We start from the raw sequence: 20,378 nt of genomic DNA on the forward strand, positions 1-20,378 counted from the left end.
CGGATGAGTTCCGCCACTTCGACGTAAGGCTGCATATTCTGGGGGGCCACGTCGAAGGTCCAGGCGGGGCGCACCAGCACGAGACCAGAGACGCGATCCGGGTGGCGGGCCGCCAGGTGCAACGCAATCGCCGCTCCCATCGAAATGCCGCCCGCGACGAAACGCTCCATTCCGGCTGCGTCGGCCGCGTTCATTACATCATCGGCGAACATCGCGATCGAGAACGGACGCTTGCTGCCGGCACTGGCGCCGCCTTGCGCGCGGCATTCGACGGTCAGCCGCCGGCGCGAAGGGCTGTCGGGAAAGTTCAAAGCCACCTGCGCGGCATCGCCGCCGAGACCGTGCTGGAAGACGATGGGAAGGCCCTGCCCCGTATCGAAGACACGGAGCGCTGCATCGTCGCACAGCATGATCGTCGGCGCCGCGCCCATCAGAGCAACCCTCGCAGGAAGGCGGCGACGCCGGCAGCCTCGTCGGCGGACAAGCCGTGCGTGACGAGCGCGCCATCGAAACCCACGCCCTTCAGCCGCGCGACGAAATCCGGGAAGTCGACAACGCCTTGCCCTGCGGTGGCAAAGCGGCCGTCACCGTGCCGGTCCTTGGCATGCGCCATGGCGATGTGGCCGGCGGCTTCATCGATCGCGGCGGCGACGATGGTGCGCGCCTCGTCCGGCGTCGCGTGCTCGAACAGGTTTGCCGGGTCGAGCACGATCTTCAGGTGCTTCGAGCCCATCTCGGCGATCAGGCGCATCGCATCACTCGCCGAAGTGACTATGTTGGCCTGCTCAGGCTCGATGCCGAGATCCACGCCTGCGGTCTCGGCCAGCGCCAGCGCCTTTTCCATCTCGGCGGCCATGTCGGACCAGGCGGCCGGTGTGGCGTTGTCGGGATGATATGCCCACTGGTCGGCTGCATTGCGCGAGCCGGTGCAGAGCGTGACCAACGGGATGGCAAGGGCGGCGGCAGTGTCGATGACCACCCCCAAGCGCCTCAAGCCCTCGTCGCGGACCGTCCTGTCGGGATGCGCCATGTTGTAGGTGCCCGAGAGCGCCGCCAACGAAACGGCAGACGATCGCGCAGCGACACGGATGGCAGCGACGGCATCCGCCGGCACCGCATCCGGCATCGACGGCAGGCCGGCGCAGGCGAGATTGAACTGCGTCGTCTCATATCCGGCCTGCTTGACCGCGGCCAGCACGACGGCCGGGTCGGTGCCGGGAAAAGTCTTGGCGAAGATGCCGAGGCGCATCAGACGGCACCCGAAACCGAGGCGAGCTCAACCCGTTCGCCTGATACAACAGAGCGGGCAATGGCCACCATTGCGCGGATCGAGGCGATGCCGTCCTCGACATTGGCGCCGCGCATCGGCGCGCCAGTGAGCACGGTGTCGGCAAGGCCTTCGAGCTGGCGGCGGAAGAAATGGCCGTCGGCGCCGAGCGGTTTGCGCGAGGTCGCGTCCTTCTCATGGAAGATGTCCACCTCGCTGGCGCGGAAGTACCAGGGGTTGAAGGTCTTGGCGATGACCGAGCCATTCTCGCCATAGAGCTGGAAGCCCTCGTGCCAATCCATGCGCACGGCGACGGTCAGATCGAGATGGCCGAGCGCGCCGCTGGCGAATTCAGTCTCGACAAACCAGCAATAGGCGCCGAAGCGCTCGTTGAGGCGGGCGTGCACGGCGACGATGTCGCCACAGAGGAAGCGGGCCGTGTCGACCAGATGCGATCCGTGCGCCAGCATAAAATATTGCCTGAGATCGGCCTTGGGATTTCCCGCCGGCTTTTTCGCCAGCTTGCTGGTGACGGGCAGCGGCTGCACGGCATCGGTGTTGGTGTAGCGGTGGGTGGAATCGCAATACCAGGCCTTCAGCGCCAGCACCTCGCCCATCTCGTCGCGGACGAAGTCGCGCGCGGCCTCCAGCGCCGGGTCGAAGCGCTTCATGTGGCCGACCTGCAGCACCTTGCCGGAGCGCCTGACCGCCGCCGCGAGCGCCTCGCCTTCCTCCACCGAGGTGCCGATCGGTTTTTCGCAGAGAACATGCTTGCCGGCATCGAGCGCCTTGATCGACATCGGCACGTGATAGGCATCCGACGTGGCGACGATCACCGCTTCCAGCTCCGGATCGGCGAGCATCGCGTCATAGTCGGCATACATCTTCTGCGGTTCGTAGGTGGCGCCCATGCGGGCGAGCAGATCGGGCGCCGCGTCGCAGATAGCGTAGAGGTCGGCATTGCCGGCCTTGACGCAGGATTCCAGATGCGCGAACTGCGCGATCGGGCCGCAGCCGAGCACCCCGATCCTGAGGCGTCTGTCCTGTTTCATGATCATCGCTCAGGCCCCGTAGCCGCGCATTGTCCGGCGGTTGGTCTTGACCGCCGCGGCCGGATCGGCGGCGGCCGTGTCGGATTCTTCTTCCAGCACCAGCCAGCCGTTGAAGTGCGGCGCGGTACCGGCGATTTCGATGACTTGAGGTGTGTCGCAGACGCCTTCGCCCAGCATCGCCCAGGTGCCGCTGGCGTCGACGTCCTTGAGGTGGATGTAGCGGATGCGGTCACGGTAGGTGGTGAGCGTGTCGGCCATGTCCTTGTGGCCGCGCAGGATGTGACCGGTGTCCGGCACCCAGCCGACCAGGTCGGGATCGAGCAAGGCAAAAATCGCGTCGTAGTCGGCGCGGTCGAACAGCAGCGTGTTGTGGTGCGAACTGGGATGCACCGCCACCTGGACGCCAGCCTTGCGGCCGAGCTCGCCGGCCTTGTTGTAGACTTCCGCCGCGATGGCGAATTTGTCGGCGCGCGGTCCGTCGGACACCACGGTCGCCGAGCCCATCGACACCAGCGCGCCGGGAAAGGCGGCGACGAAGTCGATCCAGCGTTTGGCGGTTTCGAGATCGGTGCCGATCTGATCCTTCAGCGTGAAGCCGCTGCGTGAGCCGAAGGCGAAGGAGACGAGCGTCAGCCCGGACGACTTCAGGGCAGCGGCGAACTCGGCCGGCTTGCCGGCATAGCGGCCGATCATGGTGTCGGTGATCTCGATGCCGGCATAGCCGCCATCGCCGATCGCCTTCAGGAGATCGTCGGGGCCGCCGGTAAACCGGTCTCCCAGCATTTCCCAGGTGAAGGTCTGGCAGCCGACTTTGAGGTCTTTCACGTTCATCCTTTCATTCCTTGATACCGCTTACTCTCGATGCCGCCCCGCGATGATGTGGCGCTAGAAGAACAACACGAGTAGCGGAACGGTGATGACGGACGAGGCCGCGGCGATATCGCCTGCCAGCAGACAAGGTCCAATCATCGATTGCAATACGCGGGTCAGTTCTCCTGGGGATGGACATCCTACTTGACCGAGCCCGCGGTCATGCCGGCGAGGAAGTACCTCTGGGCAACAAGGTAGATGAGCAAGAGCGGTAGCGAGCCGAGCACGCTCATCGCCATCATCTGGTTCCATTCGAAGGCGTGCTGCCCCATCAACAGCTGGATGCCGATCGGGACGGTGCGCATGGACGTCGACTTGGTCAGCGTCAGGGCAAAGAGAAATTCGTTCCAGCACAACAGAAAGGTGTAGACCGACGTCGCCACGATACCAGGCAGTGAAATCGGGACGATCACCCGCCAGAGTGCGGTCCAACTGCTACCGCCGTCGACAGCCACTGCTTCATCGAGATCGCGGGGCAAGGTGTTCAGATAGCCCGTCATCAAAAGGATCGCGTAGGGCAGCGTAAACACCAGGTAAGTCAGGATCAGCGCGACATAGGTGTCGAAGATGCCGTACGAGACGACAAGCCCGAAGAAAGGGATCAAAAGTGTGATCGGCGGGATCGTCTGCGTGCTGATGATGATTGTATTCAGGCTGCCCTTGCCGCGGAAGTTGAAGCGGCTGAACCCATAGGCCGCCAGCAAGGCGATCAGCACAGTCAGCACGGTCACCGCTCCCGCCACGAAGTAGCTGTTGAAGAAGAAGCGCAGCTTTACCGGATCGCCAAGGATGGCCTCGTACGCTTCCAGCGTGAAGGCCTTCGGCAGGATGGTTGGCGGCAGGGCAAAGATTTCGGTGTTCGACTTGAACGAGCTGCTCAGCATCCAGTAGATCGGGAAGGCCGCGAAGAACAGCCCTGCCGCAAGAGCGACATGCAGCGCGACGGTGATCAGCTTGTCTTTGCCAGAGTTTCGTTTCCTCATGGTGACTACCGAGCCTTCTGATAACGGATATAGAACAGCGTCAGGCCAAGCGAGATCAGCAGGATGACCACGGCGCTCGCCGACGCCTGTGACAGGTTGTAGCTCGAGAACGCCAGCTTGTAGGTGTAGGTGCTGAGGACCTCGGTCGCGTAGATCGGACCGCCGCCCGTGGTTATCCAGATCAACGGGAAGACCTGCATGGTCCAGATGAAATCGAGCAGCGAGATGCTGATGATGATCGGCATCAGCTGCGGGATGGTGATGAAGATCAGCTTCTGGTAGGCCTTCGCCCCATCGATATCGGCGGCCTCGTAGAAATCCTTGGGAATGCCTTGCAGGCCTGCGAGCAGGCTGACCATGAACAGCGGATAGCCCGCCCAGATGTTGGCGAAGGTGACGGCGTGCAGCGCGGTCTGCGGCGAGGAAAACCACTCGACCTTGGAACCGATGATGCCGATCTGCATGAGAATGCTGTTCACCACGCCATTCGGCTCGAGCAGCAGGCGCCAGATCACGGCGATGATCACCGCGGTAAACAGCCAGGGCAAGATATAGAGCACGCGCAGAATGTTGCGCAGCGTCGGATTGATGCGGTCGCTGTTCAGCATGAGCGCGAAGACCATGCCGATGGTCATGTGGAAAATGACGCTCATGCATGTGAAGTAAAGCGTATGCCAAAGCGACGCCCAGAACACCGGGTCGTCGAAGATCGCCTGGTAGTGCTTCAGTCCGGCAAAGGATGGGTCACGACGCAGCACGGCGCTGTTCTGGAACGAATAGGCAATCACCGTCACCATCGGCAACAGCATCAGAAGGCCGATGATGAGCAGCGAGGGCGACAGATAGAGGTAGGGTGCGACCGCTCGTTTCAGCTTGTGGTGGGAGCGCTTTTGCCGGGTCATGTGCCAACCTTGGGATACGCCTTCAAGAGAAGGTAAGCTTCAAAAACAGGTCCATCTCAAATTGCCGATCCGTTGTTGCCGGGTGGCCTGCCCGAAGCCAGGCCACCCGGTCGAAGATAGCAAACGAACAGGCCGGTCAGAATTTCGCCATCCAGCCCTTCTGAGCAGCGGCAGCGGCTTGTTCCGGCGTTTGCTCACCGGCAAGCATCTTTTGAGCCTGCACGTCGAACTGGGTCATCAGGTCTTCAGCCACCGGCAGGCCCGTGAACTCGTTGGCGAGATAGCCGGTCTTGAAGATCTCGAAAGCCTTGCCGAATGCCTTGTCGGACGTCACGAAGTCGGGCTTGGCGTTGACGTTGCCCGGGAAGGCGTTTGCAAGCGAAACGAGCTTGGCGTTCACCTTTTCGCTCATCAGATACTGGACGAGTTTCCAGGCTTCCTCCTGATGTTTCGAGGCGGCGGAGATGCCGATCCCCCAGGAGGCATAGGGAAGGCCGCGCTTGCCGTTATAGTTCTCCACGACCGGCACCGGGATCAGGTCGAAGTTAAGCTTGGGATTGCGCTTGCGGATGAGGTTCACATGCGCGAGCGAGTCGATCATCATCCCGACACGGTCGTTGACGAATTCCTCGACCTTTTCCTGTTCGGTCTTGGTGGCGATGCCGGGCGAGATGGTGCCGGCGTCGTTGAGCGATTTGACGAAGGAGAGCATATCCACCACCGGCTTGCCCTCGAGGGCGGGCTTGCCGTCCGCCATCATTGACTGACCCGAAGCCCAGACCCACGACATCAGATCGTTCTGGACTCCGCCGGGAGACTGCAGCGACAGCGGCAGCACCCAGCCATACTGGTTCTTGTTGGCGTCGGTCATCTTTTTGGCGGCGTCGAGAAATTCCGCGCGGGTCGACGGCAGCTTGGTCACGCCGGCCTTGGCGGCGAGGTCCAAATTGACGAAGACCGGATAGACGAAGGATGCCACGGGAAACATCACCGCCTTGCCGTCGACCTTGATGATGTCGGCGACCTGGCTCTTGTCGAACTTGCTCGCATCCATCATCGGGTTCATGTCGGCGAGCGCGTTCTGCGCATTCAAATTGTTCACCCAGGCACCGTCGAGACCGACGACGTCGCTGAGCGTTCCGGTCGCAGCACCAACCGAGATCTGGTCTCGCGTGGTCGCGTAGGGACCGCTGACCAGCGTCACCTTTACGCCGGGGTTTGCGGCCTCGAACTCATCCATGATTGACCTGAGCGAGCCAGCCGGCAATTCGGGCTCCCACCATTGGGTGAATTCCAGCGTCGTGTCCGCCAGGGCGCCGGTTGCGCCGAGCAACCATGCGGCCGCGGCTATTTTCAGCACCGCGGGTTTAATACGAAACGTCATTTTCTCCTCCTTCTTTGGGGATCGACCGCACAATGCGGACGACCGTCTGGTTATTCAGAAGTCTTCTTACGCAGGCGCCTCACCCTCACCTGCGGGCCTTGCCGCGGGTCTTCAGATCGCCAGATGCGTCTCGGGATCGAAGAAATGGAGCTTGGCGTCATCCAGGGCCAAGCGGATTTCCGAGCCGGCGCGGACCGTGCTGGCCGGTTCGAATCTCGCCACCGCGTTCGACGCCAGGCCGAAATCCTGCACCGCGTCCGGGTCGCCGGAGTCCACCCGGACCGCATCGATGTTGAGATGGACGATGTGTTCGGATCCGAGTTCTTCGATCGAGGTCACCTTTGCCGGTATCGTCTGATATTTGCGGCCCGATTCGAGGTTGCTGTCATAGAGATCCTCGGGTCGGATCCCGAACACGACCTTGCGCCCCGCATAGGACTTCAAGCCCGGCCTGCGGACGAAGGCCGCATCCTGCAAACGGATAGCCAAGGCGCCGGACGTCAGTTCGTCGCCCGTCAGGGTCGCCTCGAAAAGGTTCATCGAAGGAGACCCGATGAAGCCCGCAACGAAAGCGTTCACCGGCGATTCATAGAGCCTCTTGGGGGTGTCGACCTGCTGCAGCACGCCGCCTTTCAACACCGCGACCCTGTCCCCCATCGTCATCGCTTCGGTTTGATCGTGGGTCACGTATATGGTCGTTACGCCGAGCTGCTTTTGCAGGCTGGTGATTTCGGCGCGCATTTGCACGCGCAGTTTCGCGTCCAGATTGGAAAGCGGTTCGTCCATGAGAAAGGCGGCCGGCTCGCGCACCATGGCGCGGCCCATCGCAACCCGTTGACGCTGTCCGCCCGAAAGGTTCGCGGGTTTGCTGTCCAGCAGAGACGTCAGCTGAAGGGTTTTGGCGATCTCGTCGACGCGCTTCTTGCGCTCGGCCTTTGGCTTGCCGGCCAGCCGCATCGAAAAGGCGATGTTTTCGAACACCGTCATATGCGGGTAGAGCGCGTAGCTCTGGAAGACCATCGCGATGTCGCGGTCCTTGGACGGCATGTCGACGACGTCGATACCGCCGATCCGAAGGCTGCCGCTGGTGACGTCCTCCAATCCCGCGATCATCCGCAACGCGGTGGATTTGCCGCAACCGGACGGCCCGACGAGTATCAGGAACTCGCCGTCCTCGACCGACAGATTCAGCTGGTCGATTGCGTGAAAATTGTTGCCATAGGTCTTGCAGATATTCTCAAGAACGACTTCTGCCATCTTCCTCCCTCCACAAGTCCAAGCCACTGATTTTTATGATTATCCTCGGCTTGTGTTCACCTGCGAGATATTTCCTCGGATAGTTCGGGCTCTGTTGCGGTATCGAGCCGCGCATGCTTCAGTTCGACTGCCGACGGCGCGTTCGTCGATGCCAGGAGTGCCTTGACCTGATCGTCGGTCGGAAGCGCCTCACGCCCGCCCCGCCCCGTTATCGAAAGAGCCGCAGCAGCGGCCGCGAATGCGACCCGGCCCGCGGTGTCGGCGCCGCGCGTCAATGCAAGGGCGTAGGCGCCATGAAAGCAGTCGCCGGCGCCGGTCGAGTCGACGACTTCAACCCGGTGCGGAGGCAGGTGCCACAGCCCGGCTTCGTCGCGTCCGCGATAGTAGACGCCCCTGCCGCCATCCGTCAGAACCACGGCGGACCGCGACGGCAACCACAATGCATCGAGTATCTCGGCCGGCGATCGGCGGCCCGTGGCGGTGCGCGCAAAGCCGAGGGGAAGAATGAGATGGTCGCAGAGCGCGATCAGCCTCTCGGTGGCTGGACCGCCGTTCCATTCGACGTCGCCGAGGATCGCAAGGCCGAGACCCTGAGCCCGCGCCACGACATCCAGCGACCCGATCGCGTAACTATCGACGATCAGGACGGTCGCGCGGCTGAGGACCTCGTCCGGAAAATCCGGTGCGGTGCCCAGCATCGCTTCGTCGTCATAGGCGATGAACCGGTCCCCATCCGAACCGACCGTGATCCGTGAGCGCACCGGGCGCGCATCGGCGTGGCGCGGCGCGAACGCGGTTTCAACGCCGCTCGCAACGAGATCGCACAGCACGGCGTCGTCCACGGCACTGCCAAGCCATCCGATGAACCCGGCGCTTCCGTCGAGCCGCGCGACGGCGGCAAGCGCCGTCGCGACATTTCCGCCGAAAGTCCGGGCGCTTTGCAGAACCTTCCCCTTGCCCGCCGACAACGGCTGATCGACATAGACGATGTCGTCGATCGCGATCGCTCCGAAGCCGAGGATTGCAGGGACGGTGGGCATGGTTCAGGCACCCGCCTTCGCCAGGGCGTCCTGCGCCGAAAGGCCGTCATGGATGACGCCCCGGAAGGCAATGGCCGCCTTCTGCGGATCGCCATGCCCCCAGAGATTGCGGCCCACCACGGCACCGCGCGCGCCGGCACGGATGGCGTCCGCCGTCTGCTGAAGGGCACCGAGCAGCGTATCGGTCTTCGGGCCGCCGGCGATGACAACCGGCACCGGGCAGGTCCGAACGGTCTCTCGAAACGACTCGAAATCGCCGGTGTAACCGATCTTGATCACGTCGACGCCGGACTCATAGCCGATGCGCGCCGCATAGGCGATCTCGTCTGGAGTGAAGACGATCTTTGCACCGTCGGTGAAATCGCGAGGGTAGATATGCGCCACCACGGGCATGCCGTAACGGGCCGCCGCGTTCACCGAGTCGGTCAGCCAGCGTATGTATTTGCCCTCGGTCGCGCCGCGCACCGGAATGGCCACGGCCAGCGCGTCGGCGCCAGCCCGCACCGCGTCCTCGGGCGTCGCAATCAGTTCGCTGATGCGATCGTCCGGGGTGAAGCAGCCGGCTTGGATCACCAGGGAAGCCTTGCCTGCGTATTGCGGCCACAGATGGCGCGCGGTGCCGGGCTGGATGCTGACGTAGTCGGGCTTACCTTCCATGACGCGAGCGAGCGCGCCCGGCAGGTCGGCGAGACCGCCTTTGCGCACGTCGCCATAGCCGACGAAGTGGTCCACCGCGCCGCCAAAAAGGTTCCCCGAAGGATGCGAGAAGAGGCGTGCAAGGCGCACCTTGGTTCCGAGACTCATGACTGCAAAATTCTCCAATCGGTTGATTTCAAAATCCCAAACGCAGTGTTTGCGAAAGAAATCACAAAATCAATCTTTCGAAAGCTTTCGAATTTGCGTATTTTGGGTATGACGAACCGAGGCCATGGCGATCGCCTGGCGCGTGGAGGCAAGGACGGGGCAATGTTGTCAGAGCAGAGACGCCAAGCGATCCTGAGCGAGGTGCAACGCAGCGGACAGGTTCGCATCAAGGACCTGTCCGACGATTTCGGCGTGTCGGAAGTCACGGTGCGATCCGACCTCGAAATACTGGACCGCAAGGGACTGCTGACCAAGACCCGTGGCGGTGCGGTGACCCGGACCACCGATTCGACCTCGGCGGCGTTCGCGCGGCGCATGCAAACCAACATCGAGGCAAAGAAACGCATCGCCCGGGCGGCGGTGGAACTGTTCGAGGACAACCAGTCGGTCATCTTCGACGGCGGCTCGACGTTGATGCAGGTTGCCATGCAGTTACCGCCGCTCAGCAATGTCGTGGTCGCGGCCACGGCGATGAATATCGTGCAGCATCTGATGCATCGGCCCGGGCTCGACGTTCACATGATCGGTGGCCGGGTCTATCCAGACACGGTGAGCACGCTGATCACCGATGCCGACACGGCTCTCGGCGGCTTGGTGGCGCATCAGGTCTTTGTCGGAGCGCATGCGATCGACTCCTCACTGGATGTGGTCGACGTGAATGAAGACATGGCGCGAACGAAGCGAAACCTCGTGCGCATGGCCCGGCGCGTGGTTCTGCTTGCGGATTCGAGCAAATGGGGCGTCAGCGGAACCTCCAAGGCTTTTTCGCTGTCGGGTGTCGATGTGGTGATCACCGACGATGGCCTGTCCGGACCGATACGCAGCCAACTCGATAGGACCGTGGCCAAGGTGATCTATGCCTGAACCCGTCGCGATCCCTGGCCGCGCGGCAAAGATCCAATGCGCGCCTGATCCATGGGATTCGCGTCGGCGCCCAGCCGATTTTTCATGTCTGTCATTTTCTCCTCCTACGGCTGGGCAGCCTCCCGATATCGCGCCAGCATTTCCGCATGTTCTATAAAAATTTTACGCGCGTCAATATTTAAAATGTTGTATAGCGATTTCGAAAACGGTCCGGCAGCGTCGCGACGGATCGGGCAGACCGTGACCGCATTGGGAGGTACAACAGGAAATGCAGGCAAGCTCACCGGCCAAACTCGGCATCGGCGTCATCGGATGCGGCAACATATCGATGACCTATCTGCGCAACTCCGCGCTGTTTGGCGGGGTCGAGCTTCGTGCCTGCGCCGACATCTCGGCCGAAATGGCGGCGCTGCGAGCCAAGGAATATGGCATCCGTGCCCTTGGCGTCGATGCTCTTTTGGCCGATCCCGAGATCGACCTCGTCCTCAACCTGACCATTCCGGCGGCGCATTTCGACATTTCGATTTCAGCCCTGTCGGCGGGAAAGCACGTCTTCACCGAAAAGCCCCTGGCGACGTCGGCCAACCACGGGCGCCGGCTGGTGGCGGAAGCGGCAAAACGCGGCCTGCTGCTCGGCTCGGCTCCCGATACCTTCCTTGGCGCGGCCGGACGCAAAGCGCGCCGCTTGATGGATGAGGGCGCCATCGGCCGCCCGGTCACCGGCACCGCCTTCATGATGGGACGCGGCATGGAACACTGGCATCCCAATCCGCAATTCTACTACCAGCCTGGCGGCGGCCCGGTGTTCGACATGGGGCCCTACTACCTGACCATGCTGGTCAACCTGCTCGGTCCGGTAGCGCGCGTTATGGCGATGGCGACGAAGGGCCAGGAGGAACGTTTGATATCGGCCGAAGGGCCGTTCAAGAACACGACGTTCAAGGTCGGCACCCCGACCAATGTGCTGTCGCTGCTCGAATTCCGCTCCGGCGCCACCGTCACCTTCGGCGCATCGTGGGACGTCTTCAGGCATTCCAACCATCCGATCGAACTGCACGGCACGGAAGGCTCGCTGCGCCTGCCCGACCCGGACACGTTCGGCGGCACCGTCTCGCTGTCCGAACGCGGCGCGGAGTGGAAGGATTTCGCCAGCGAAGGCGAACTCTACGGCGCCCGCAACTGGCCTTACGCAGCGCCCGACCGCGCCAATTACCGCATGCTCGGCGTCGCCGATCTCGCACGTTCGCTGCAGACGGGAGCAGCGCCGCGCGCGTCCGGCAATCTGGCGCTGCATGTGCTGGAGATCATGGAAGCGATCCTGCGGTCGGGCGAGACGAAAAGCTCGGTCGCCATTGCCGGTGACGTCGTCCAGCCGGCCCTGCTCAGCGAAGACGAGGCGCGCGGCCTGCTCGCCTGACCTCCAACGGAGATCACGATGACACTTGATCCGGATGCACAGCGTGCCCTCGAAATCGGCCGGGCCGCCGGCGGCGAGCCGTTCGAGAATGGCAGCGTGGCGGCGGCGCGGGCCGCCTATATCGCTTCGTTCCCGACCCAGCAGGGCGACCGCGAGCCGGTCGCGGCAACCGAACAACGGCAGGTCGACGGGCCCAACGGCCCGGTGACGGTCCGCATCCATCGCGGTATCGGCGCGCCGCGGACCGGGGCACGCGCCGTGCTCTATCTGCATGGCGGCGGCTGGGTCATCGGCAATCTCGATTCGCATGACGAGATCTGCCGCTGGCTGGCCAATCTCGGCAACGCGGTCGTCATCTGTCCCGACTACCGGCTGGCGCCGGAGCACAAATTTCCCGCCGGGCTCGAGGACTGCGCGGCAGTGCTGCGCTTCATGGCCGGGAATGCCGGAGACCTTGGCATCGACCCAGCCCGCATTGCCGTCGCCGGCGACAGTGCCGGCGGCAACCTTGCCGCCGTGCTGACGCTGCTTGCCCGCGACGGACTGGCGCCGCCGCTTGCCGCCCAGATCCTGATCTATCCCAACACCGATGCCCGCCAGATCGCGGACAGCTACCGGCGTTTCGGTGACGGCTTCGGGCTCACCGCCGCCACCATGGCCTGGTTCCGCGACCGCTATGTGCGAACGCCGGACGATATCGCGGACTGGCGCGTTTCGCCGCTGCTGGTCTCCAGCCTTGCCGGCGCGGCGCCGGCCTTCGTCGCGGTCGCCGGCCACGACATCCTTGCCGACGAAGGCACGGCCTATGCCGAGCGCCTGCGCGCCGACGGAGTGCCGCTGGTGTTGCGGCACTGGCCGGGTCAGATCCATGGCTTCGTCTCCATGGGCCGCCACATCCTGGCCGCGCGGCAAGCGGTGAGCGAGGCGGCGGCCTGGCTTCAGCTGCAGACGCGTGCTCAGGCCGACTGACGCATCACCAGGGTCGCGCCAAGCTTGACATTGCGCGCCAGATCATGGCCGGGCGGATCGGCCTCGTCCAGCAACGCCAGCAGGATCTCGACGCTGCGGCCGGCCATGGCGGCAAAGTCCTGCGCCATGGTGGTCAGCGCGGGACAGGTGTAGCGGCTCAGCGGATGATCATCGTGGGCGGCGACGCGAAAATCGCAATCGGCGCGGCGGCCGATCTTCAGCCCGCGCGAAAAGGCGGCCGACATGACGCCGAAGGCGAGACGGTCATTGGCGCAGAGCAGCGTGCGGGCCGGCAGGCCGCCTTTCTCGAGCGTCCTGTCCATCCATTCGTGACCGATGCGCTCGAAGTCCCAGCTGTAGTCGCCCGCCGCCTTGAGAACGGTGGGCTCCAGGCCTGCGGCGTGCATCGTGTCGACATAGCTCTGCAGACGTTCGCCCGAATTGTGGTTGACATGCGGAATGTCGACATAGACCGGCGGTTCGCCGGACCGGCAGAGATAATCGACGATCGTCGAGGTGCTCTGGTGGTTGTCATTGCCGACGAACGGCGTGTCGCCTTCGATGTAAGTGTCGAAATAGACGATCGGGATGTCCTCGCTCATCCGCTCGAAGACGCCAGGTTCGGAGACCCGTCCCAAAGGAGCGACGATGGCGCCGGCAACCTTCAGCGACATCAGCGTCCTGACCGATTCTGCCTCCAGCTTCGGCGAACCGTGCGAGGAAATGACGATCGGCCAAAACCCTTCGTCGCGGCAGCGCAGTTCGATGCGGCTGACCATCTCGGCGTAGAACGGATCGGTGATCGTCGGCACGACGATGCCGACATTGCGGGTGCGCTTGCGGTTGAGATTGCGGGCGAAAACATTCGGCTGATAGTCGGAGGAACGAAGCGCCGCCTCGATGCGCGCCCGTGTCGCCGGCTTCACGCTGGCCGGATCATCGAAATACTTCGACAGGGTCGGCCGCGACACGCCGGACGCCCTGGCGAAATCATCCATCGTCCGGTGGGTCTTCTCCGCCATCTATATTTAGCCCTTTACCTCAAAGCCGCCCTTCGCGCTCTGGCCAGAATCAGCCTTGCGACCGTCGCGATGAGGCAGCATTGCTTGACCGAACTTATTCAGTCAAATTTCCACGTTTCCAGTACAACGCAAAAGTATTGCGCACGTCAAATTATTTATTGACGCTCTGAAAACAACAACTTAGGTTTTGAACTCGCACGGACATGGGGGGAGCGTACGGCAACCAGAGTCCGGCAGATGGTGAGGACATGAAGAAACTGGTTTGCGCCGGCGAGATCCTGGTCGAGATCATGGCCGAGCGGATCGGCCAGAGTTTTCGCGCCGCCGGCCCGCTGGTCGGCCCGTTTCCGTCAGGCGCTCCCGCCATCTTCATCGACCAGGCGGCGCGGCTCGGTCAGCCGGCGGGGCTGATCGCGGCAGTGGGCGACGACGATTTCGGCCATTTGAACATAGAGCGCCTGCGCGCCGACGGCGCCGACATCTCGGCCATCACCGTCCATCGAGGTGCCGCGACCGGAACCGCCTTCGTCACCTATGAGACCGATGGCAGCCGGCACTTCGTCTACAACATCAAACAGAGTGCCGCCGGACTGATCGAGATCGGTGCGGAAGCGCGCGCACTGCTCTCTGGCGCCGACCATTTTCACGTCATGGGAACATCGCTGTTCTCGCCCGAGGTGATCGAGGTTGTCCGCGACGGGATCGAAGCCGTCAAGACGCGCGCCGGAACGGTTTCCTTCGACCCCAACATCCGCAAGGAGATGCTCGATCTGCCGGGCATGCGCGACGCCTTGCATTTCGTGCTCTCCAAGACTGATGTTTTTCTGCCGAGCGGGCCGGAACTCTTCACCTTCGCCGAGGCAACCGACGAGGAGAGCGCGGCGCGCGAAATGCTGGACCGCGGCATCTCCGCCGTGGTCGTCAAGAAGGGCGCGCAGGGCGCCGTTCACTACGACCGGTCGGGGCGCATCGCTTCACCCGGCTTCGTCGTCGAGGAAATCGACCCGACCGGCGCCGGAGATTGTTTTGCGGCGGCCTTCGTCTCCTTCTGGCTGCGTGGAGAAGCACCTAAGAGGGCGCTCGAGATCGCCAATGGCTGCGGCGCGCTGGCGGTGACGAAGAAGGGCCCGATGGAAGGCATCGCCTCGCTGGCCACTGTCGAGGCGTTCGTCGCGACCGCCAGGACCGGAGCACCGGCATGAGCCAGGCTACCGACAGGCTGGCCGCCATAGCAAAGCGTCGTACGGCCGGCGAGCGCGCCGGCATTGCCTCGATCTGCTCGGCCCATCCGTTGGTCATCGAAGCGGCGCTGCGCCACGGCAAGGCGCGCGGCGCCGATGTGCTGATCGAGGCCACCTGCAACCAGGTCAACCACGAAGGCGGCTATACTGGCATGACGCCGGGCGATTTCCGCCGCTTCGTCGAGACGATCGCCGGCAAGGCCGGGTTTCCCCTGGACAGGCTTGTGCTCGGCGGCGACCATCTCGGCCCCAATCCCTGGAAGCACCTGCCGGCGCCCGAGGCGATGGAAAAGGCAGCGCGCATGGTGGACGCCTATGCCGAGGCCGGCTTCACCAAGATCCACCTGGACGCCAGCATGGGCTGTGCCGGCGAAGGTGCCGCACCACCCGACGCGACGATCGCCGCGCGCGCCGCCGAACTGGCCGAGGTGGCGGAGGCCGCGGTTGAACGAACAGCCGGCGCCGAGCCTGTCTATGTCATCGGCACGGAAGTGCCGGTGCCGGGCGGTGCCCTGGAAGCGATGGACCATCTGGCTGTGACGACACCGGAAGCGGCTGGCGAGACGGTGCGCATCCACCAGCAGGCCTTCCACCAGCGTGGCCTCGACCATGCCTTCTCGCGGGCGATTGGCGTCGTCGTCCAGCCCGGCGTCGAATTCGGCAATGCCGAGGTCATCACCTACCGGCCCGAACGCGCCCGGGCGCTGGCCGGCACGCTGCGGGACCTGCCGCAATTCGTCTTCGAGGCGCATTCGACCGACTACCAGCCGGTCGCGGCGCTGACGGCACTTGTCGACGATGGCTTCGCCATCCTGAAAGTCGGACCTTGGCTGACCTTCGCGCTGCGCGAAGCGCTCTACGGTTTGAGCCACATCGCCGACATTCTTGCTCCCGACCCGGCTCGGGAAAGCCTGCCGGCGGCGATGGAGCGCGTCATGCTGGCGGCGCCCGGCAACTGGAAGAATTACTATCACGGCAGCGAGGCCGAGCGGCGGATCGAGCGGCATTTCTCCTACAGCGACCGTATCCGCTACTACTGGCCGGCGCAGACGGCGCAGCAGGCAGTGGACTCGCTGATGCAGGCGCTGGGCGAGCGCGACATCCCCTCGCCGCTGATCAGCCAGTATCTCGGCCGCCTCGACGGCGCGGTGGCGAGCGGATCCGTCGCCCCAAGAGCCAGGGAACTCCTGATCGCAGCCGTGACGGATGTTCTCGACATCTACGCCAGCGCAACCGGCTGATCCCGACAGTCATGCCCGTGGCACCAGAACGAGGGCACCCGTCGTGCGACGATCCTCCAGATCGCGATGCGCGCGAGCGGCATCGGCAAGATCGTAGTGCGTCGGCGCCTCGACCCTGATCACACCCTGGCGCAGCGCCTGAAAAAACCTGGTGACATGGGTGCCGAGCTTTTCCGGCGTGTCGGTGTAGTGGGCATAGTTGGGCCGCGAAATGGACAGCGACTTCGATGCAAAGCGGCCGATATCCCAATTGCCGATCGGTCCCGAAGCCTGGCCGAAGCTGACGAGATGGCCACGCACGGCAAGCGCCGCCAGCGAACCGGCGAACGTGTCGTTGCCGACCGCGTCATAGGCGACGTCCGCGCCCCTGCCACCAGTCAGCCGCATCACCGCCTCGGCGAAATTATCGCGGGAATAGACGACTACGTGGTGGGAGCCGAGCCGTTCGACGATCCGCGCCTTGTCGTCGCTCGACACTGTGGCGATGACGGTCGCGCCGAGATGGCGCGCCCACTGTACCAGCAACTGGCCGATGCCGCCTGCCGCGGCATGGATGAGGACGATGTCCCCCCTCTTCACGGCATGAACATCGTGCAGCAGGAAACTCGCGGCGACCCCCTTGAGCAGGCCGGCAGCCGCGGTCTCGTCCGAAATATCGTCGGAAAGACTAACCAGCAGTTCGGGCGCCATGTTGCGCCGCTCGCTGTAAGCGCCGACCGGCGGACAGGCATAGGCGACGCGGTCGCCGATTGAGAAACCCGATACCGCCGGACCAACCGCCTCGATGATGCCGGCGGCTTCCATGCCCGGCACGCCGGGTGGCCGCAGCAGGTCGAAGAAGCCGGTGCGGCAGTAGACGTCGATGAAATTGACACCAATCACCGTGTGACGGATCCGCACCTCGCCCGGCGCGGGCGGAGGCAAGGCGATGTCCCTGAGCTGCAACTCCTCCGGTCCGCCATAGCGTTCGACGACGATCGCGTGGGTCGTTTCGGCGGCAGCCCTTGAAGCAACGAGCGGCACGCTTGCGGATGAGGTCGGTGCGACGATCGCTGGCGATGGCCGCGCCTCCACCGGCGCGCCGGCGTTGCGCCGCCGCAGAAGAGCGCGCACGGCGGCGAAACCGGCCTGATATATGCCTTCGGTGACCAGCTTGACCAACTCGTCGCGGCGATGCGCCGGCGGGTTGAACTCGGAGCGCCATTCCCAGAAGGTGGCGTCGCCGTCGGTCACCGGCTTCAGCCGAAGCGAGGCGACATAGCCCATCAGCGGCAGCGGCGCTTCGAGCAGGCAGTAACTCAGCCGCCGGTCCTTGTCGGACAGCGCCAGCAATTGCTCGCGCAATTCGCCGCCGTCGTTCAGCCTGAAATGGCGCACCGAGCCGACGGCATCGACCGGCTCGCCGCCTTCGATCTCGCTGAAGGCGATCGCCGGGTGCCAGCGATCATGGCCGTTGAAATCGCGCAGGATCGCCCAGACCTCGTCGATCGGTGCATCGATGATCGTGCTCTGGCAAACCCTGACCATCGGCCGGCGTCAGCGCCCGAACCGGTGCTTTAACGCGGTGAACGCGGTCTGGAACACGCCATTGCCGATCTGTTGCATGAGTGCCGCCTCGCGATCGTCAGCGCAGTCGAACTCCGCCTGCCATTCGGCGAGCGTCAGATTGCCGTCGGTGATCGGCGTCAACGATAGCGTGGCGACATAGTTCTCCACCGCCATCGGGCTTTCCAGAATCGCATAGCTGCAGGACAGGTCGTAATCCGACAGCGCCAGCAGCCTTTCACGGATGCGACCGCCGTCCTTGAGCGTGAAATTCCTGATGCAGCCGATCTGGTCGGCCTGCGCATTCTGTTCGATGCGGCTTTCGGCGACGAACGGCGCCCAGCCTGCCAGACCGTTGAAATTGCGCACGATCTTCCAGACCTCCGCCGCCGGTGCGGGAATGACCGAAGAGACATAGACCTTGGTCATGCTTGCTGGCCGAGAGTGGAACGATGGAGGCCGAGCTTGGGTGTGCCCTCCCTGTTGATGTCAGCGCCGACCCTCATTGTCCTGCCGGACATTTCTCCCCGTATAGTGACGGGGAGAAAGAGGCTGGCCGCTACCTCGGCGCCCACCTTGCAACGCTGGCTGCTGGCGAAACCGTCGATGACGGCGCCCCTCTCCCCGTCACTATACGGGGAGAGGATGCCGGCAGGCAGGTGAGGGGCAGCGCAGATGTTCACCTCAATGATCGCGGTCGTCATCGTCGTCCTTGGCGCCCTTGCCCTTGCCCTTCTTGTCGCGGGTCAGGCTGGAAATGTCCTTGGCGTCGCGCAGCACGTCGGTCATGCGGCCGAGCGAGCCGCCCTCGATGCCGATCTCCTTCATCAGATTGTCGATCATCGGCGCCTGCACCCGATAACGCAGCGCGGAGTCGATGACCTCGTCGGTGACGTTGCGGTTACCGCCCTGCCCGCCATTGATGCCATCGACATGCAGGATCTTGATGCCGTCGATCTTCTCCATCGGCTTGACGCTTTCGCGGATGATGCCTTCCATGTGGTCGAGCAGCTTGCCGCGCAGGCGGCCGGCGCGTGCCTCGCTGGACAACAGGTTCTCGGCCTCATTGAGCTGGCGGTTGCCGGCGGCGTCGACTTCGTAACGCTGTGCCGCGGCAAGGGCATGGATCTTCTCCGCTTCGGCCGATGCCAGCGCCGCGATCTTCTGCGCTTCCGCCAGACTCTTGGCCGCCTTCATCTCGGCGTCGGCAGCGGATGTGACTCGCAGCGCCTCGCGCTCGGCCTCGCGCTGCGCGCCGATCAGGTCGGTCAGCTTGCGGCGCTCGGCGATTTCACGTTCGCGGGCAGTGAAGGCCTGTTCCTCGGCCTGGATGGCCTTGGCGCGCACGGCTTCGGACGCCGCGATCGCGGAAGAACGCTCCTGCGTCTTCTTGGCGATGTCGATCGCCTTCTGGATTTCGGCGATTTCGATCTTCTGGTCGCGGTCGACGCCAAGCTGGCGGATGTCGCGTTCCTTGATCAGCCGCGCTTCCTCGATGCCGCGCTCGGTGGTGATGCGGGCCCGTTCGACCTCCTCTCCGGCCGAAATCTCGGCCTCCTCGAAGGCCTGCCGCTTGGCGATCTGAAGCGCTTCGAGATGCCGCTCCCTGGCGATCCGCACTTCATCAACCGCACGCTCCTGCGCGATGCGTGCGGTCTCGGTCGCCTGGTTCTCGGAAATTTCGGCGCGGCGCTTCTCAGCTTCCGCCTTCGTCACCTCGAGCGCCTTTTCGGCGAGTGCGATCTGCCGCTCCAGTTCGGCCACCTCGAGCAATTTCTTGCGCTGGATTTCGAGTTCACGCTGCGCGCCTTCGCGTTCGATGCGGGCTTTCTCCAGCGACAATTCGAGTGCGATCTGCTCGCGCTCGGTCAGTTCGCGCATCTTCATCTCGGTCTCGTCGAGCGAGCGGCGGCGGGCGATCTCACGGCGCTGCGTCTCTTCCTCGCTGTTGATGCGCTCCTGCGTGATGTTGCGCTCCTGATTGAGGCGCGATTTCTCGACCGCCTCGCGCGAGGAAAGCTGCGCCTGTTCGGACTCCTGGTCGCGCAATGCGCGCTCTATGGCGAGTTCGGAACGCTGCGCGGCGCGGCGGATCTCGACCTCGCGCTCCTGTTCGAGGCGCGCATATTCGGTGTCGCGGTCAATCTCCAGCACTTTGCGCTGGGTGTCGAGGTTCTGGTTGCGGATATCGACCAGCGTGCGTTGCTCGATCTCGTTGCGCATGCGGCGCCGGGTCTCGATCGATTCGGTCAGTTGCGTCAGGCCCTCGGCGTCGAAGGCGTTGGACGGGTCGAAATATTCAAGACTGGTCTGGTCGAGATCGACGATGGCGACGCTTTCGAGCTCGAGCCCGTTGGCGGCGAGCGACTCCTCCGCCAACCGGCGCACCTTGGCGGCGTAGTCGCCGCGCAGTTCATGCATTTCTTCCAGCGTCATCTGGGCGGCGACGGTGCGCAGCGC

The 20,378-nt window shown here is 63.9% G+C and carries 19 protein-coding genes; 5 read left to right on the plus strand and 14 right to left on the minus strand.

Annotated features, from left to right (window positions below; all coding sequences use genetic code 11):
- From EOA36_RS05470 to EOA36_RS05515, 10 genes are all read right to left on the minus strand, one after another.
- Positions 1–431, minus strand: a 431-nt coding sequence (locus EOA36_RS05470) for an alpha/beta fold hydrolase (protein WP_127275933.1), incomplete at its 3' end; no start/stop codon positions are given.
- Positions 431–1,249: a sugar phosphate isomerase/epimerase gene (locus EOA36_RS05475; protein ID WP_127275934.1), complete on the minus strand. Its 819-nt coding sequence runs from the start codon at positions 1,247–1,249 to the stop codon at positions 431–433. The genes EOA36_RS05475 and EOA36_RS05470, both read right to left, overlap by 1 nt.
- Entirely contained in the window at positions 1,249–2,325 is a 1,077-nt protein-coding gene (locus EOA36_RS05480) for a Gfo/Idh/MocA family oxidoreductase (RefSeq protein ID WP_127275935.1), read from the minus strand. The genes EOA36_RS05475 and EOA36_RS05480 overlap by 1 nt, the downstream gene beginning before the upstream one ends.
- 3 nt (positions 2,326–2,328) lie before the next feature.
- Positions 2,329–3,150, minus strand: coding sequence for a sugar phosphate isomerase/epimerase (locus tag EOA36_RS05485; RefSeq protein ID WP_127275936.1), 822 nt, complete (start codon positions 3,148–3,150; stop codon positions 2,329–2,331).
- A 179-nt stretch (positions 3,151–3,329) separates the two neighbouring features.
- On the minus strand, positions 3,330–4,172 hold the full coding sequence (locus tag EOA36_RS05490; protein WP_127275937.1) for a carbohydrate ABC transporter permease: 843 nt from the start codon (positions 4,170–4,172) through the stop codon (positions 3,330–3,332).
- 5 nt (positions 4,173–4,177) lie between these two features.
- Positions 4,178–5,074 carry a sugar ABC transporter permease gene (locus EOA36_RS05495; protein WP_127275938.1) on the minus strand — a complete coding sequence of 299 codons (897 nt, stop codon included), beginning with the start codon at positions 5,072–5,074 and terminating at the stop codon, positions 4,178–4,180.
- Between the two features lie 136 nt (positions 5,075–5,210).
- Positions 5,211–6,458: a sugar ABC transporter substrate-binding protein gene (locus tag EOA36_RS05500; protein ID WP_127275939.1), complete on the minus strand. Its 1,248-nt coding sequence runs from the start codon at positions 6,456–6,458 to the stop codon at positions 5,211–5,213.
- 111 nt (positions 6,459–6,569) lie between these two features.
- Positions 6,570–7,715, minus strand: coding sequence for an ABC transporter ATP-binding protein (locus tag EOA36_RS05505; RefSeq protein ID WP_127275940.1), 1,146 nt, complete (start codon positions 7,713–7,715; stop codon positions 6,570–6,572).
- 56 nt (positions 7,716–7,771) lie between these two features.
- A complete protein-coding gene (locus EOA36_RS05510; RefSeq protein WP_127275941.1) occupies positions 7,772–8,755 on the minus strand; it encodes a PfkB family carbohydrate kinase in 984 nt (327 codons plus the stop codon).
- A 3-nt stretch (positions 8,756–8,758) separates the two neighbouring features.
- Positions 8,759–9,559, minus strand: a complete 801-nt coding sequence (locus EOA36_RS05515; RefSeq protein ID WP_127275942.1) for a class I fructose-bisphosphate aldolase — start codon at positions 9,557–9,559, stop codon at positions 8,759–8,761.
- Positions 9,560–9,721: 162 nt separating this feature from the next.
- On the opposite strand from EOA36_RS05515, the gene EOA36_RS05520 reads away from it, so the two are divergent.
- The 3 genes from EOA36_RS05520 (at position 9,722) to EOA36_RS05530 (ending at position 12,869) form a co-directional block, all read left to right on the plus strand.
- Positions 9,722–10,483, plus strand: coding sequence for a DeoR/GlpR family DNA-binding transcription regulator (locus tag EOA36_RS05520; RefSeq protein ID WP_127275950.1), 762 nt, complete (start codon positions 9,722–9,724; stop codon positions 10,481–10,483).
- 268 nt (positions 10,484–10,751) lie between these two features.
- Positions 10,752–11,900: a Gfo/Idh/MocA family oxidoreductase gene (locus tag EOA36_RS05525; RefSeq protein ID WP_127275943.1), complete on the plus strand. Its 1,149-nt coding sequence runs from the start codon at positions 10,752–10,754 to the stop codon at positions 11,898–11,900.
- Between the two features lie 18 nt (positions 11,901–11,918).
- Positions 11,919–12,869 carry an alpha/beta hydrolase gene (locus tag EOA36_RS05530; RefSeq protein ID WP_127275944.1) on the plus strand — a complete coding sequence of 317 codons (951 nt, stop codon included), beginning with the start codon at positions 11,919–11,921 and terminating at the stop codon, positions 12,867–12,869.
- Here the strand turns inward: EOA36_RS05530 and EOA36_RS05535 are convergent.
- Positions 12,857–13,891, minus strand: a complete 1,035-nt coding sequence (locus EOA36_RS05535; RefSeq protein WP_127275945.1) for a LacI family DNA-binding transcriptional regulator — start codon at positions 13,889–13,891, stop codon at positions 12,857–12,859. The genes EOA36_RS05530 and EOA36_RS05535 overlap by 13 nt on opposite strands.
- Positions 13,892–14,139: 248 nt before the next feature.
- Between EOA36_RS05535 and EOA36_RS05540 the strand changes: the two genes are divergently transcribed.
- A complete protein-coding gene (locus tag EOA36_RS05540) occupies positions 14,140–15,093 on the plus strand; it encodes a sugar kinase (RefSeq protein WP_127275946.1) in 954 nt (317 codons plus the stop codon).
- On the plus strand, positions 15,090–16,373 hold the full coding sequence (locus EOA36_RS05545) for a D-tagatose-bisphosphate aldolase, class II, non-catalytic subunit (RefSeq protein ID WP_127275947.1): 1,284 nt from the start codon (positions 15,090–15,092) through the stop codon (positions 16,371–16,373). The genes EOA36_RS05540 and EOA36_RS05545 overlap by 4 nt, the downstream gene beginning before the upstream one ends.
- A gap of 9 nt (positions 16,374–16,382) precedes the next feature.
- Here EOA36_RS05545 and EOA36_RS05550 read toward each other — a convergent pair whose 3' ends face one another.
- From EOA36_RS05550 to EOA36_RS05565, 3 genes are all read right to left on the minus strand, one after another.
- Complete coding sequence (locus EOA36_RS05550) at positions 16,383–17,900, minus strand: zinc-binding dehydrogenase (RefSeq protein WP_127275948.1); 1,518 nt, start codon at positions 17,898–17,900, stop codon at positions 16,383–16,385.
- Between the two features lie 9 nt (positions 17,901–17,909).
- Positions 17,910–18,347: an SRPBCC family protein gene (locus EOA36_RS05555; protein WP_127275949.1), complete on the minus strand. Its 438-nt coding sequence runs from the start codon at positions 18,345–18,347 to the stop codon at positions 17,910–17,912.
- Positions 18,348–18,602: 255 nt separating this feature from the next.
- Positions 18,603–20,378, minus strand: a 1,776-nt coding sequence (locus tag EOA36_RS05565) for a flotillin family protein (RefSeq protein WP_281040041.1), incomplete at its 5' end; no start/stop codon positions are given.

This window comes from Mesorhizobium sp. M8A.F.Ca.ET.021.01.1.1 (assembly GCF_003998025.1).
GTDB lineage: Bacteria > Pseudomonadota > Alphaproteobacteria > Rhizobiales > Rhizobiaceae > Mesorhizobium.